The following is a 14,828-nucleotide window of genomic DNA, read 5'->3' as shown; positions in this document are numbered from 1 at the left end:
GCGTGAGCGACGTGAGCACCGACCGGTCGAACCGTCGAGGCCCGGCCGCGCGCCCGGCGCAGTCCGGGCGCGCCGAGCGGCGGGTGGCCGTCGAACGTGGTCTGGGGCTCTTCTCGCGGATGGCGCTGACCGGCCTGGTCGTCGGGCTGCTGAGCCTGCCGGTGCTCACCGCGCTTCCCGCCGCCGCTGCCGGTGCGAACCACCTGCGGCGCCACGTCGAGGGGCGCGAGGACGGGACGCGCGAGCTGCTGCGGGGGTTCCGCGCGGCGGTGCGCGACCTGTGGTGGGTCGGGCTCGCCGCGACCGCGCTCCTCGCGCTCCTGACGCTCGACGCACTGCTCGCGCTGGGCGGCTCGCTGCCCGGCGGTCGCCCGGTGCTCGTGATCAGCGTGGCGCTCGCAGCCGCCGTGCTCGTGGTCGGGCTGCGGGTCGCGGGCGCCTGGCGTCCCGGGCTGTCCGGGGTCGCAGCGGTGCGCACCGGGGCACGTCGCGCAGGGGGCGACGTGTCCGGTGACCTCCTGGTGGTGGTCGCCGCCGGGGTGTGCGCCGGCCTGGTGTGGATGCTGCCGGTGATGGTCGTCCTCGTCCCCGGGCTCCTGGCGCTCGCCCTGACCTCGGTCGAGCGGCGCGCCGCGCGGGCGGCCGCCTGATGAGCGACCGCGTCGTGACGCTCGAGGCCCGCGATCCCGGCGGTGCCGTCGACGTCGTCGCCGACGGCGTCGTCCTGGCCCGGTACGTGTACCTCACCGACGCGCCGCAGCTGGAGAGCCCGCGGCCGTACCTGCACCCCGTGCGGTCCCTGGCCGGCCACGTGGTGACCGCGTACCGGCCGCACGACCACGTGTGGCACAAGGGGATCGCCTGGTCGCTGCCCGGCGTCGGGCCGCACAACTTCTGGGGCGGCCCGACGTTCGTGGCCGGTCAGGGCTACGTCCAGCTCGACAACGACGGCTCGATGGAGCACCTCGAGATGCTCGACCTGTCGAGCGGGGGCAGCGCCGCGGGACTGGCGCACCGGCTGGTGTGGCGTACCCAGGACGGTCGAGCCGTCGTCTCGGAGACGAGGCGCCTCGGGTTCCTCCTCACCGACGACCCGGAGGTGTGGGTGCTCACCTGGTCGTCGGCCATGACGAACACGTCGGGGGAGCCCCTCCCGCTGCGCAGCCCCACCACGAACGGCCGGCCGAACGCCGGCTACGGCGGGCTGTTCTGGCGGGGGCCGCGGTCCTTCACCGGCGGCACCCTGCTGACGGCCACGGCGTCCGGCGGTGACGAGCTTCGCGGGCAGCGTGCGGCGTGGATGGCCTTCACCGGACGGCACGACGAGGTGGACGCCTCGTCGACGGTCGTCATGGTCGACGCGGTCGGCAACCCCGGTCACCCGGTCGAGTGGTTCGCGCGGTCCGAGAACTTCGCCGCCCTGTGCCCGGCGCCCGCCTTCTCCGCGGAGGTCGGCTTCGACCCGGGCGCGGAGCTGCGGTTCCGCTATGCCACCGTCGTCGCCGACGGCGCCTCGGACCCGAGGCGGGCGGGCCGGTTGGCCGCGCTCGGCGAGTCCGCGCTCGCCGCGGAGGCCGTGCGATGAGCACTCCGATGCCTGGGGGCACCCAGCTCACCAGGCTCGCCGTCTACGACTGGCCGGCGCCCGACGGCGTCGGGCTGGTCGGCAGTGGCGCCCCGCACCTGCACACGGTGTCGACCGAGGCGTACGTGGTGCTCGGCGGGCACGGCTCGGTGCACACGATCACGCCGTCCGGCGCGGCGGTGCACGAGCTGCGGCCCGGCGTGGCGGTCTGGTTCACGGCGGGCACCGTGCATCGGGCGGTCAACGACGGCGACCTCGATGTGCTCGTGGTGATGTCGGACGCGGGGCTCGCCGAGGCCGGCGATGCCGTGCTCACGTTCCCCGGCGCGGTGCTCGCGGACCCCGAGCGGTACCGGGCCGAGGCGGCGCTCCCGCGCGACGGAGACGTGGCGGCAGCCGCGCGACACCGCCGCGACCTCGCGATCGAGGGGCTCGCCGAGCTGTACGACGCGGTCGAGCGGATCGGCCCGGTGGACGCCATGGCCCGGCTGCACGCGGCGGCGGAGCGGCTGGTCGGCCCCGCCGTGCTCGCGGCGGGGCGTGCACGCCTCGCTCGCCCGGCCGCCGGCGAGGGGCGGAGCCCGGCCGACCTGATGAGCACCGCCCGGGTGGCGGCGGGCGAGGCGTGGACGGGTGAGCCGGGCTACGGGATGTGCGGCCGGCTGCGCCCGTGGCCCGCCACGAAGGAGGAACGATGACCACGCGTGTGGTTCTGGTCGGTGCCGGTGCGATCGCCGCCTCGCACCTCGCCGCGGTCGCGGAGAGCGGCCGCGCCGAGGTGACCTGGGTGGTGGACGTCGACGAGGCACGAGCCGCCGACGTGGCGGCGCGCCACGGGGTCCGTCGCTCGGGCGGGAGCCTGGCCGCGGCGCTCGCGGGCGGTGCCGACCTGGTGGTGCTCGGCACGCCCCCGGGCACCCATCTGCCGCTCGCCACCGAGGCGCTCGAGGCCGGTGTCCCGGTCCTGACCGAGAAGCCGCCGGCGCTGAGCCTCGCCGAGATGGACCGCCTCATCGCCGTGCAGGACCGGACCGGGGCGCGGGTCGGTGTCGTGTTCCAGCACCGCTTCGGCGGCGCCGGCCTGCGGGCCGCGGAGCTGCTCGCCCCTCGGGGCGACGGGAGTCCCGGACCCCTGGGCCGCCCGCTGGTCGCGACCTGCGACACCCTCTGGTTCCGCGCGCCCGCGTACTTCGAGGTCCCGTGGCGCGGACGCTGGGAGGTGGAGGGCGGCGGTCCGACGATGGGCCACGGCATCCACCAGTTCGACCTGCTGCTCGCACTCCTCGGACCGTGGTCCGCGGTGCGGGCGATGGCGGCACGGCTGTCCCGCGACACCGACACCGAGGACGTGTCGGCGGCCGTCGTGCAGTTCGAGTCGGGTGCGGTCGCGACGATCGTGAACTCGGTCCTCTCCCCGCGCGAGGTGTCGTCGATCCGGGTGGACACCGACCGCGCGACGCTCGAGCTCGAGCACCTGTACGGCTACGACGACGCCGGCTGGCGGCTCACGCCGGCGCCCGGGTACGCCGACCTCGCCGCTGTCTTCCCGGGCGCACCCGGGCGGCCGAGCTCGCACGCGGCGCAGTGGGCGGCCGTGCTCGACGCCCTCGTGTCCGGCGCTCCGCTGCCGGTACCGGTCGAGGTGGCCCGCGTCACGCTCGAGCTGGCGGCTGCGACCTACGCTTCGGCGTTCACGGGGCGTGAGGTGCGGCGGGGAGAGATCGGTGCCGGCGACCCGTTCTACGAGCGGATGCAGGGCCCGGGTGCTCCGTGGCCGCCGGTCAAGGCGCCACGGTGAGCGGAGCGGTCGCGGGCCCGGGTGAGCGGGTCCCGGCCGACCGGCTCGAGATCCGGGGGAGTGCGTGGCTAGAGCGAGTGGCGGGCGGCGTGCTGCCGCACCGGTTGCCCGCCCGGTGCCGCACGCGGATGCCGGACGGCTTCGCCCGGATGGTCGACGAGCAGGGTGCCGCCGTGCGGATCCGCCTGCGGACCGCGGCGGGCCGGGTCGTCGTGCGTGGCCGGCCGATCGCCACCCGGCTGGTGGGCGGGCCGCCGCCCGGCGACCTGGTGTGGGACGTCGTGCGGGACGCACCGCTCGGGGACGTGGCACCGGTCCGGTCGACGAGCACGGGCACCGACCTGCTCGACCCGGCGTCGGGTGACGTCCGGCGCACCGTCGGCGAGGTGGTGGAGGTGGTCGCGCAGCTCCCCGGGGCCGGCCGGCTGCGTGACGTCGAGATCTGGCTCCCGGTCGACGCCGCGGTGGTGCTGCGGGACGTCGAGGCCGACGCTCCGATCCACCCGCCGAGCCCGGTCTCGGCGCCGCGCTGGGTGCACCACGGCTCGTCGATCAGCCAGGGCGCCGGCGCCGCGTCGCCGACCACGACCTGGCCGGCGGTCGCGGCCCGGGCCGCCGGCCTGGACCTGGTCAACCTCGGCATGTCCGGCAACGCGATGCTCGACCCGTACGTCGCGGGCGCGATCCGGGACAGCGGCGCCGACGTCGTCTCGCTCGAGGTCGGCATCAACGTGGTCAACCGGGACTGTCTGCGTGAGCGGACGTTCGGGCCCGCGCTGCACGGGATGCTCGACACGATCCGCTCCGGGCTCCCGTCGGTCCCGGTGGTGGTGATCTCCCCGTTGCTGTGCCCGCTGGTCGAGGACGTGCCGGGCCCGACCTACTTCGATCCCGACCGGGGCAGGTTCGCGACCCATGGTCGGGCGGACGATCGCGCCGACGGCCGGCTCGACCTGCGCCGGATCCGGGCGCTCGTACACGAGGTGGTCGCGGTGCGCGACGACCCGGCGCTGCAGCACCTCGACGGCCGGGCGCTGTGGGGCGAGGCCGACGAGGCGGCAGCACCGTGGAGCGACGCGATGCACCCAGATCCGGCCGCGCACCGCGAGATCGGCCGGAGGTTCGCGGAGGTCCTCGTCTCGGTGTCGCCGACGCCCGCCGGCCGCGGGTCGACGTCGGACGCGCCGGTCCGGTAGGAGCCCCGCCGGGCACCACCACCGCGGCCTGCCCGGCCGAGGCGTCCTCGTGGCCGCCTGCGGCGCCGCCCTCGTGATCGCCACCCACGACGGCGCACCGATCGACCGCCCGCGCGGCCGTGCCGACCGCCCGCGCGACGGTGCCGACCGCCGGATGTGAAGCAAACGAGGCCGCGTCTGCGCAGGTGCAACTCCTTACGGTCGGGTGTCCTCCCGAGCCTCGTCCCGGTAATGCGACCGCACCGGGCGGAGCCCCGGCACTCACCCGGGTGACCCCAAGAGCGGGCGGCGAACCCCGTACGAGTGCTCGTTGTCGGCCTCTCCTCGCGCGACGAACCATGAGGTCGTCCACCAGACCGCCGGACTACCGCGCGGCAGCAGAGAGGCTGTGCCATGACGAGCGAGAGCGTCCTCACCGTCACCGACATGTCGAAGAGCTTCGGCGTCGTCCGTGCGCTCAAGGGTGTGGACTTCGAGCTCCGTGACGGCGAGGTGCACGGCCTGATCGGCGAGAACGGGTCGGGCAAGTCCACCTTGACGTCGATCGTCGCGGGCCAGCAGCGCGCCGACGCGGGCACCGTGCACTTCCTCGGCCGCCCGTGGTCGCCCGCGTCGGTGAACGAGGCGCTCGACGGCGGCATCGGGATGATCGTGCAGGAGAGCGGCACGGTCCCGGGGATCAGCGTCGCGGAGAACCTGTTCCTCGGTGACGCCGGCCGGTTCGTCCGGCTCGGGCTCGTGGACCGCGCAGCGATGAACCGGGAGGCCGGGCGCGCCCTCGCCGCGATCGGGATCGACGCGATCGACCCGCGAACGCCGGCCGGCGCCCTCGACTTCCAGACCCGCAAGCTCGTCGAGCTGGCGCGCGTGATGATGCACGCGCCCAAGGTCGTCGTGGTCGACGAGACCACGACCGCGCTGTCCCAGCACGGCCGCGAGACCCTCTACCGCCTGGTCGACGAGCAGCGCGCCCGCGGCTCGGTGATCTTCATCTCGCACGACCTCGAGGAGATCCTCGCGGTCTGCGACCGCCTCACGGTGCTGCGCGACGGCGAGATGATCCGCACGTTCGAGAAGTCCGAGTTCGACGAGGACGCGATCCGGGCGGCGATGATCGGCCGGAACCTCGACGGCCACTACTACCGCGCGGACACCACGGCCACCGCCTTCCCGCAGGTCCTGCTCCGCGCGACCGACGTCACGGTCGGTGACAAGGTGCGCGGCGTCGACCTCGTGGTCCGGGCCGGGGAGATCGTGGGCATCGGCGGGCTGAGCCACTGCGGCATGCACGAGCTCGGCCAGGCGCTGTTCGGAGCCGTCCGCCTCGACGCCGGCAACGTCGTGGTCAACGGCAAGCGGATCGTCAACGAGCAGCGCGCCGTGCGCGCCGCCATGGGCTACGTGTCCAAGGACCGCGACACCGAGTCGCTCAGCCTGACCGCGAGCATCAGCGACAACATCGCGAGCGCCGGCCTGCGGCTGCTGGGCCGGGGCCGAGGGGGCCTGATCACGCGCCGCGCCGAGGAGCGCTACGTCGCCGGGCCCATGCGGCAGCTGGCGATCAAGGCCACGAACGACCGGCAGGTCGTCGGGACGTTGTCCGGCGGCAACAAGCAGAAGGTCGTCTTCGGCAAGTGGATCGCGTGCGGCAGCGAGGTCCTGATCCTGGACTGCCCCACCCGCGGTGTCGACATCGGCGTCAAGCAGGCGATGTACCGGCTGATGGTGCAGCTCAAGAGCGAGGGCAAGGCCATCGTCATGGTCTCGGAGGAGATGACCGAGCTCATGGGGATGTGCGACCGCCTGCTGATCATGAAGGACGGCACGGTGGCGCGCGAGTTCCAGCGCGGCCCGGAACTGACCGAGATGGAGATCATCCAGTGCATGATCTGACCCAGCGCACCCGGCCCGGCGCGAACGGCACGAGCGGACCGAACGGCACGGCTGCCCGGCGCAGGTCGCCGCGCGAGCTCGTCCCGGCCCTCGCGCCGCTGCTCGGGCTCGTCGTCCTCACCGTGGCCTTCGTGGTCGTCGGCACCGTGAGCGGCGTCAACATGTCCTACAGCGTCCAGACGCTGATCAACCAGTCGGTGGTGATCGTGATCATCGCGACCGGCGCGATCTTCATCTTCGCGATGGGCTCGTTCGACATCAGCCTCGGCGCCTCGACGCTCGTCGCGGCGATGGTCGGCGGGCTGGCCTACAACGCGACCGAGAGCCTCGTGGCGATGCTCGTGGCCTGCATCCTCACCGCGGTCGCGACGTCGCTGGTGAGCGCGTCGCTCGCCGCGGTCTTCAACCTGCCGGTGTTCGTCACCACCGTCGCGATGCTCTCGGTGCTCGGTGCGGTCGCCGTCGCGCTCGTGCAGACCACCGGTGGCGCCCAGATCAAGGTCGACAGCTCCTTCGCCCGCCAGTACGACACGCTGCCGGTCAAGCTCTCGGTGGCCGTGGCCTTCCTGGCCCTGTGCGTGTTCCTGTTCACCTACACCCGGCTGGGCCGGGTCGAGAAGCTGATCGGCGGGAACCCGGTGACCGCGCGGCTCACCGGCGTCTCGATGAAGAAGACCGCGATCGCGGCGTTCGCGATCGCCGGGCTCGGCGTGGGCCTCGGCGCCTTCCTCACGGTGCTGCGCACGCCGACGATGACCACGAGCTCGGCCGCCGACATCGGGATGAACGTGCTGGTCGCGATGGTTTTCGGCGGTATGCCGATCTCCGGCGGCCCGCGCACCCGGATCTACGCGGCGCTGCTCGGTGGCCTGTCGATGGCGGTGCTCAACCAGACCATGACGACCCTGCTCGCCACGTCCTCGGCCGGCAACGGCATCTCCCAGGTGGTCCGCGCCCTGTTCTTCCTGGCCGTCGTGTGGGTCGCCACGAGCGGCCACCGCAGCAAGCTGCTCCCGCGGTAGGCGCGGGACCGAACCTCCAACCCCTGAGAAGCACGACTCACCAAGTGAAGGGAAGATCGATGAAGATCAGCAGGTCCACCGCGCTCGCCGCGACGGCAGCGCTCGGGCTCTCGTTCGGCCTGACGGCCTGCGGCGGCGGTTCGGACTCCGCTGCCGGCGGCGGCTCCGACCCCGTGAAGATGTGCGTCCTGGTCGCGGACGCCACGTCCTCCGAGGCCCTGGGCTTCAAGGACTACTACACGACGTACATCCAGGAGAACTTCCCCGTCGAGTTCGTCTACTCGGAGGAGGTCGGCGACGCCGACGCCGAGAAGCGCGCGATGGAGAGCTTCATCGCCAACAACTGCGAGGCGATCATCTCGTTCGCCTCCGCGGACCGCCCGACGCAGATCCAGATGGCCGAGGACGCGGGGATCTACTACGCGGTCGCGACCGGCACGCTGAGCGACGACCAGTACGAGGAGTTCAAGGACTACCAGTACTACGTCGGTGCGATCGGCCCGAGCCTCGGCGTCGAGTACCAGGCCGGCTACGACATGGCGAAGTACTTCGTGGAGCAGGGCGACACCCGCTTCGCGATCTACGGCGCCGGCGTCCCCTACTACATCGACATGCACATCTACCGGACCGCGGGCATGCTCGCCGCGCTCGCCGAGGAGCCCTCGACGTCGTACGGCGGCGCGACGGACTTCGGCGCGATCCTCGGGAAGATCATGCAGGACGGCACCGTCAAGGTCGCCGACTTCCAGTCCGACGTCTACGAGCTCACCGGCTACCACGAGGTGTGGAGCTTCGACGACGCCGCGTGGCAGGCCAACCTGGCCGCCGTCGTCGCGTCCAAGCCGGACGTGATCCTCGCGGCCGGAACCGGCTTCGCGGTCTTCGGCGCTGCGGTCGCCGACACCGGCATCACGATCGGTGACATCGACGCCTACACCGACGAGAACGGCCAGGCGATGAAGGAAGGGCTGGTCGGCTACCTCGCCGGCAAGTTCACCTCGAGCATCGGCCCGATCTTCGCCGCCACCTACGCAGCGGTCGAGGGCCACCCGATCCGTGCCGAGGGCGACACGGCGCTCGCGCTGGAGCAGGGCTACTGGGTCGCGACGTCGCCGGAGCAGTTCGACGCGTTCCTCGCCGGCGACACCATCGAGAACCCGTTCTACGGCAAGGCGGAGCTCGAGCAGTTCGCCAACGGTGACCAGGGCTACGACACCTTCGAGGCGTTCGTCGCGGCCTACACCTACGTCGCCGACTGACCCGACGAGAGGACCAGGGAGGCACCGCTGATGGGAGCCGGACTCATGCGACGAGCGACAGGGACGCTCATCATCCCGGTGGGAGCGTTCGTCGTGCTCACCGCACTGTGCTCGCTCAACGGTGTCTCCCTGTTCCACACCGACGACAGCCTGCTGCTGCTGACCCGTGGGGTCGCGACCACGATGTTGACCTCGATGGCCCTGGCCATCAACCTCAACAGCGGCCGGTTCGACTTCTCGCTCGGCGCGATGGCCACGCTGTCGTCGGTGGTCGGGGCGACGGTCGCGATCCAGACCGGCGGCGGCTTCGCCGTGATGGCCCTGGTCACGATCGGCACCGGGATCCTGCTCGGCGTGGTCTCGGGCCTGGTGTACGTGCTGCTCGGGATCTCCCCGATGGTGTGCTCGCTGGGCATCACGCTGCTGTACGAGGGGATCTCGTTCGCGATCACCGGTGGCGCCAACGTCAGCTTCCTGCTCGACCGCGGCCTCACGTCGTTCGCCAAGAGCACTCTCGCGATGGTGCTCGTCGTCGCCGTCGGCCTGGTGCTGGTCTACACGGTCTTCGACCGCACGCGGTTCGGGTTCGACTACCGCGCGCTGATCACCGGGCAGGCCGCCGCGGTCGCCTCGGGCACCAAGGAGAAGCGGAACGCCGTGCTGACCTACGCGGTCAGCGGGGCCCTGATGAGCGTCGTCGGCCTGATCATCGCGTCGCAGATGGGCTACATCGAGGCGGGCAAGCTGAACTTCGGGTCCATCGGCATCATGTTCACCGCCTTCCTCCCGGTTTTCATCGGGGGCTACATCGGGCGGTTCTCCAACGACAAGCTGGGCTTCCTGCTCGGCGCCCTGACCATGACGCTCGTGGGTCTCGCGTTCGCCGCGCTGAGCCTGAGCAGCACGGTTCAGTCCATCACCAACGCACTGCTGCTCGTCGGGTTCCTGATGTTCCTCAGCAACGAGGAGCGCATCGGGCGGGCATGGCGCTCGGTCACGCACCGCCGCGGCGCGAGCCCGTCCGGACCGGCAGCGCCCACCACGGCCGCGACCCCGAACAAGGCCCCCGTGACCTCCGGAGTGAACGCATCATGATCGATCTGACCGCACCGCCGTTCTCCCTCGACGACGACGGCGTGGCCTGGGTGACCGACACCTTGGCGGGCATGGGGGACGCCGAGAAGATCGGCCAGCTCTTCTGCCTCATCACGTACACCAGCGACCCGGGGTACCTCGAGCACCTCACGCGTGGCCAGCACGTCGGCGGCGTGCTGCTGCGGACGATGAGCACCGACGAGGCCGTGAGCACGGTCACGACGCTGCAGAGCACCGCCGCCGTGCCCCTGCTGATCTCGGCCAACCTCGAGGGCGGCGCGTCGCAGACCATCGCCGAGGCGACCCACGTCGGCTCGAACATGGCGATCGCCGCCACGGGTCGCGCCGACGCCGCGCACGACGCGGCCCGGGTGATCGGCCGGGAGGCACGCGCCGTCGGGATCAACTGGGCGTTCACGCCGGTGGTCGACGTCGACGCGAGCTTCCGCAACCCGATCACCAACACCCGCACCTTCGGCTCCGACGCCGAGAAGGTCGCGGCGATGGGCGCCGAGTACGTCACCGCGATCCAGGCCGAGGGCGTGGCCGCGTCGGTGAAGCACTTCCCGGGCGACGGCGTCGACGAGCGCGACCAGCACCTGCTCGCATCCGTGAACACCTTGTCGGTGCCCGAGTGGGAGCAGACCTTCGGCCGGGTGTACCGCGCCGCGATCGACGCGGGCGTGAAGAGCGTGATGGTCGGCCACATCATGCTGCCGGCCTACAGCCGCGAGCTGCGCCCGGGGATCGCCGACGCGGAGATCATGCCGGGCATCGTCGCCGAGGAGCTGCTGGGCGACCTGCTGCGCGGCCGCCTCGGGTTCAACGGCCTGATCGTGTCCGACTCGACCACGATGGCGGGGCTCGCCTCGGTGCTGCCGCGGTCCGCGGCGGTGCCCCGGGTGATCGCCGCCGGGTGCGACATGTTCCTGTTCACCAAGAACCTGGACGAGGACGTCGCCTTCATGCAGGCCGGCGTCCGCGACGGGGTGATCACCCGCGAGCGGCTCGACGAGGCGGTGACCCGGGTGCTCGCGCTCAAGGCGTCGCTCGGCCTGCACCGTGGGGACAACCTGCCCCGGCCGGACGCCGCCGAGGTCCTCGCCGACCCCGAGCACGACGCGGTCGCCCGGCGGATCGCCGGCGAGTCCGTCACGCTCGTCAAGCAGGAGCCCGGCGTCCTGCCGCTCACCGCCGACCGGTACCCCCGAGTGCTGGTCCACGACCTCGAGAACGGCGGCAGCCCGATCGGCCAGGGGGCCCGGGCCGGGGCGGTGGAACAGGTCATCGAGCGACTGACCGCCGCGGGCCACCAGGTCACCCGGTTCAAGCCGGGCGGTGGCTGGGAGGGCATGGCGAGCCCGACCACCGACGTGACGGACAGCTACGACCTGATCCTCTACCTGGCGAACCTGTCCACCCGGTCCAACCAGACCGTGGTGCGGATCGAGTGGGCCGAGCCGATGGGCGCCAACGTGCCCGCGTACGTGCACAGCGTGCCGACGGTGTTCGTCTCGCTGGAGAACCCGTACCACCTGTTCGACGTGCCCCGGGTCCGGACCTTCGTCAACACCTACGGCTCCTCGCCGGCGGTGCTGGATGCGCTGCTCGAGCGGCTCCAGGGCCGTGCGCCGTTCGCGGGCACCAGCCCGGTCGACGCGTTCTGCGGGCAGTGGGACACGCACCTGTGAGCGGCGAGCAGGAGGGTGAGCAGGACTCCGCGCAGGACGGCGCGCGCGGGGGCGCGCGCCGCCGTCTGAGGGGCGTGATCTTCGACCTCGACGGCGTGCTGGTGCACACCGACGAGCTGCACTTCCAGGCGTGGTCGGCGACTGCGGACCGGCTCGGGATCCCGTTCACCCGGGCGGACAACGACCGGCTGCGCGGGGTGTCCCGCGCGGAGAGCCTGGACATCGTGCTCTCGCTCGGCGGCGCCGAGGTGTCCGAGACCGAGAAGGAGGTGCTGGCCGACGAGAAGAACCAGCTCTACCGCCGGCTCCTGGAGACCATGACACCGGACGACGTCAGCCCCGAGGTGCGGGCGGCGCTCGGGACGCTGCGCGCGATGGGCCTGCGGCTGGCGATCGGCTCGTCGAGCCGCAACGCCAAGGTGATCCTGGACAAGGTGGGTCTGCGCGGCCTCTTCGACGCGGTCTCCGACGGGGAGAACATCACCCGCAGCAAGCCGGACCCCGAGGTCTTCCTGCGGGCCGCCGACTTCCTCGCGCTCTCACCGGGGGAGTGCGCCGTGGTCGAGGACGCGCACGCCGGGGTCGACGCCGCGCTCGCGGGTGGTTTCGCCTGCTTCGGCATCGGGGCCGCTGCCACGCACCCGGACGTGACCTGGCGCATCGACGGGCTGGCCGAGGTGCCCGCCCGGGTCGCGGGCTAGGCCCGGAGCGGGCCGCCTGGCCTGCGCCCGTGCGGGATAATCCCGGAGATGCACACCGAGTCCGAGCTGGTGAAGCTGTCCCGGTCGGTCCCGGCTCGGGTTCTCATGGTCGAGACCGACGGGGCCGGCCCGTCGCGGCGTGACGAGGCACAGCTCGTCTTCGTGGTCCACGGTCAGGCGCTGCTCGTCGTCGACGACGAAGAGGTCGCCCTCGGGGTCGAGGACGTGCTGTGGGTCAACCCCCACAGCCTGCTCGAGGTCGAGGCCGGTGCGCGGTGCCAGCTGATCGTGCTGCGCGTGGACGTGCACCGCCTCGCACCGTCGCTGGACGACGTGCAGTTCCGGGCCAACTCCACCGCGGTCCAGGGCCGGGCCGCGTTCCGCCCGCTGGTCCACCTGCTCGCGACGATCATCAAGGTCAACAGCACCGAGGACGAGCAGCGACGCTTCCAGACGACCGCCTTGCTGTACGCGCTGCTCGACGAGCTGATGCACCGGTTCGTCGCGCGCCCGGGCCAGCAGACCACCTCGGACAAGCACCGCGCACGGCTGCGGGGCCTGCTGCGGTACATCGACGAGCACTACGCCGAGGGGCTCTCGCTCAACCAGGTCGCCGCGCACGAGCACCTCTCGGCCCCGTACCTGTCGGCGTTCTTCAAGGAGCACGTCGGCACCACGTTCTCGGCGTACTACACCCAGCTGCGGCTCGACCGCGCGGTGGACGACCTGGTCACGACCGACGAGAGCATCGAGGTGGTCGCCAAGCGGAACGGCTTCCGCGACCCGCGGGCATTCGTCAAACAGGTCAAGGACCGGTACGGCGTCCTGCCGAGCCAGTACCGCCGGGACCACGTCGCCGCCGAGCCGAGCGAGTCTCGCCCGCCGACGACGCTCGGGGCCGCGCCGGACACGCCGCTGCGGATCCTCGCGCAGTACCTGCCGGCCGAGCCGACCGTCGAGCGCCGCGCCGAGGTCGAGCCGCCCACCAAGGTGGTCGCCGTCGACGGCGTCGACGTGTCCGCGCCGGGCAGGCCGCTGCGGCACAGCTACCGCAAGATGACCGCGGTCGGGCGCGCGAAGGAGCTGCTCTTCGAGGAGGTCCGGGACTGGCTGCGGCAGTGGCAGAGCGACGTCGGGTTCGAGTACGTGAAGTTCCACGGCCTGTTCGCGGACGACATGCACGTCTACCGCGAGGACGCCGACGGCGCCCCGGTGTACTCGTTCGTCCTGGTCGACAAGGTCCTGGACTTCCTCCTGTCGATCGGGCTCAAGCCGTTCGTCCAGCTCTCCTTCACGCCGCAGGATCTCGCCTCCGTGCCGGACCGGACGGTGTACTCCGCGCCGTTCAACGTCAGCCCGCCGCGCAGCACCGAGCGGTGGGTCGACCTGGTCGAGGCGTTCATGCGGCACGCGATCGACCGGTACTCGGCGCGTGAGGTCGGGACCTGGCTCTTCACGGTCTGGAACGAGCCCGACACCGGCCCGACCCTGTTCGGCTGGGAGGACGACGCGGAGTTCTACGAGTTCTACGAGGCCACCTACCGCGCGGTGAAGGGGTTCGGGGAGTCGCTGCAGTTCGGCAGCCCGGCGATGCTGGTCTCCTACACCCAGGGCAAGGAGTGGCTCGTCGGGTTCCTCGACGACGTGCGTCGGCGCGGGTGCTCGCCCGACTTCCTGGCCGTGCACTTCTACGACAACGACTTCAGTGGGTCGACGCTCGACGAGCACACGCCCGGGCACCCGAGCTCGACGCGACTGAACCGCGACCAGGACGCGTTCGGCAAGACGATCGGCCAGCTCACGCTGCTGCTCCGCGACCTCGGGCTGAAGGTGCCGGTCTACCTCACCGAGTGGAACCTCACGGTCTCGCACCGCGACCTGCTGAACGACACGACCTTCAAGAGCTGCTACCTCGCCAAGAACCTCCTGGAGAACTACGACGAGCTCGACGCCTTCACGTACTGGACGCTCACCGACCTGCTCGAGGAGCTCCAGCCGAGCGCGGACATGTTCCACGGCGGGCTCGGGCTGCTCACCTACAACGGCGTGAAGAAGCCGCACTACCACGTGCTCGAGGGTCTCTCGCGGCTCGGTGACCGGCTCGTCTCGCGCGGTGACGGCTACGTGGTCACCGCGCGGGGGTCGGCGATGCAGGTCGTGCTCTACAACTACGAGCACTTCAGCCACCTGTTCGCCTCCGGCGAGCGGTACGACATGACCTACCTCGAGCGCTACGCACCGTTCTCCGAGGTCGGTCGGATGGACGTCTCGATCGAGCTCACCGGGCTCGAGCCGGGTGCCTACCGCCTGCGCGAACGGGTCATCAACGCCGAGCACGGCTCGGCGTTCGACACCTGGCTGCAGATGGGGGCACCGACGATCGACCCGGAGTGCGTGGAGTACATCCGGCAGGTCGCCGTCCCGCAGATGATCGTGAACGACACGGTCGTGGACGGCGACGCCCTGACCGTGTCGGCGGTGCTCGAGCCGCTCGAGGTGCGGTTCGTCGAGATCGTGCCGACCGGCGCGCACTCGCGGTAGGTCGCGGGCGCGGCGGCCTGGTCGTCGCGCGGGCCGGCCGCCGCCCT

General features: G+C 71.9%; 12 protein-coding genes. All 12 read left to right on the top strand.

What is annotated here, in order from left to right; all coding sequences use genetic code 11:
• Positions 1-2: 2 nt before the first annotated feature.
• Positions 3-650, top strand: a complete 648-nt coding sequence (locus OEB99_RS08840; protein ID WP_263509683.1) for a hypothetical protein — start codon at positions 3-5, stop codon at positions 648-650.
• Complete coding sequence (locus OEB99_RS08835; protein ID WP_263509682.1) at positions 650-1,585, top strand: DUF6807 domain-containing protein; 936 nt, start codon at positions 650-652, stop codon at positions 1,583-1,585. Before OEB99_RS08840 ends, OEB99_RS08835 begins: the two co-directional genes overlap by 1 nt.
• Positions 1,582-2,283, top strand: a complete 702-nt coding sequence (locus OEB99_RS08830; protein ID WP_263509681.1) for a cupin domain-containing protein — start codon at positions 1,582-1,584, stop codon at positions 2,281-2,283. Before OEB99_RS08835 ends, OEB99_RS08830 begins: the two co-directional genes overlap by 4 nt.
• Complete coding sequence (locus OEB99_RS08825; protein ID WP_263509680.1) at positions 2,280-3,383, top strand: Gfo/Idh/MocA family protein; 1,104 nt, start codon at positions 2,280-2,282, stop codon at positions 3,381-3,383. Before OEB99_RS08830 ends, OEB99_RS08825 begins: the two co-directional genes overlap by 4 nt.
• A complete protein-coding gene (locus tag OEB99_RS08820; protein ID WP_263509679.1) occupies positions 3,380-4,579 on the top strand; it encodes an SGNH/GDSL hydrolase family protein in 1,200 nt (399 codons plus the stop codon). Before OEB99_RS08825 ends, OEB99_RS08820 begins: the two co-directional genes overlap by 4 nt.
• Before the next feature lie 393 nt (positions 4,580-4,972).
• Positions 4,973-6,472 (top strand): sugar ABC transporter ATP-binding protein, encoded by a 1,500-nt coding sequence (locus OEB99_RS08815; protein ID WP_263509678.1) that lies wholly within the window; start codon positions 4,973-4,975, stop codon positions 6,470-6,472.
• Entirely contained in the window at positions 6,460-7,494 is a 1,035-nt protein-coding gene (locus OEB99_RS08810; RefSeq protein WP_263509677.1) for an ABC transporter permease, read from the top strand. Before OEB99_RS08815 ends, OEB99_RS08810 begins: the two co-directional genes overlap by 13 nt.
• A gap of 59 nt (positions 7,495-7,553) precedes the next feature.
• A complete protein-coding gene (locus OEB99_RS08805; protein ID WP_263509676.1) occupies positions 7,554-8,753 on the top strand; it encodes a type 1 periplasmic-binding domain-containing protein in 1,200 nt (399 codons plus the stop codon).
• Between the two features lie 45 nt (positions 8,754-8,798).
• On the top strand, positions 8,799-9,848 hold the full coding sequence (locus OEB99_RS08800) for an ABC transporter permease (protein WP_263509675.1): 1,050 nt from the start codon (positions 8,799-8,801) through the stop codon (positions 9,846-9,848).
• Complete coding sequence (locus OEB99_RS08795) at positions 9,845-11,539, top strand: glycoside hydrolase family 3 protein (protein WP_263509674.1); 1,695 nt, start codon at positions 9,845-9,847, stop codon at positions 11,537-11,539. Before OEB99_RS08800 ends, OEB99_RS08795 begins: the two co-directional genes overlap by 4 nt.
• Positions 11,536-12,240 (top strand): beta-phosphoglucomutase, encoded by a 705-nt coding sequence (gene pgmB / locus OEB99_RS08790; protein ID WP_263509673.1) that lies wholly within the window; start codon positions 11,536-11,538, stop codon positions 12,238-12,240. Before OEB99_RS08795 ends, pgmB begins: the two co-directional genes overlap by 4 nt.
• A 48-nt stretch (positions 12,241-12,288) precedes the next feature.
• Complete coding sequence (locus OEB99_RS08785) at positions 12,289-14,781, top strand: GH39 family glycosyl hydrolase (RefSeq protein WP_263509672.1); 2,493 nt, start codon at positions 12,289-12,291, stop codon at positions 14,779-14,781.
• Positions 14,782-14,828: the final 47 nt, after the last annotated feature.

The sequence above is a fragment of the Actinotalea endophytica genome (genome assembly GCF_025717005.1).
Taxonomy (GTDB): Bacteria; Actinomycetota; Actinomycetes; order Actinomycetales; family Cellulomonadaceae; genus Actinotalea.
This window is presented reverse-complemented; position numbering and strand designations above follow the sequence as displayed.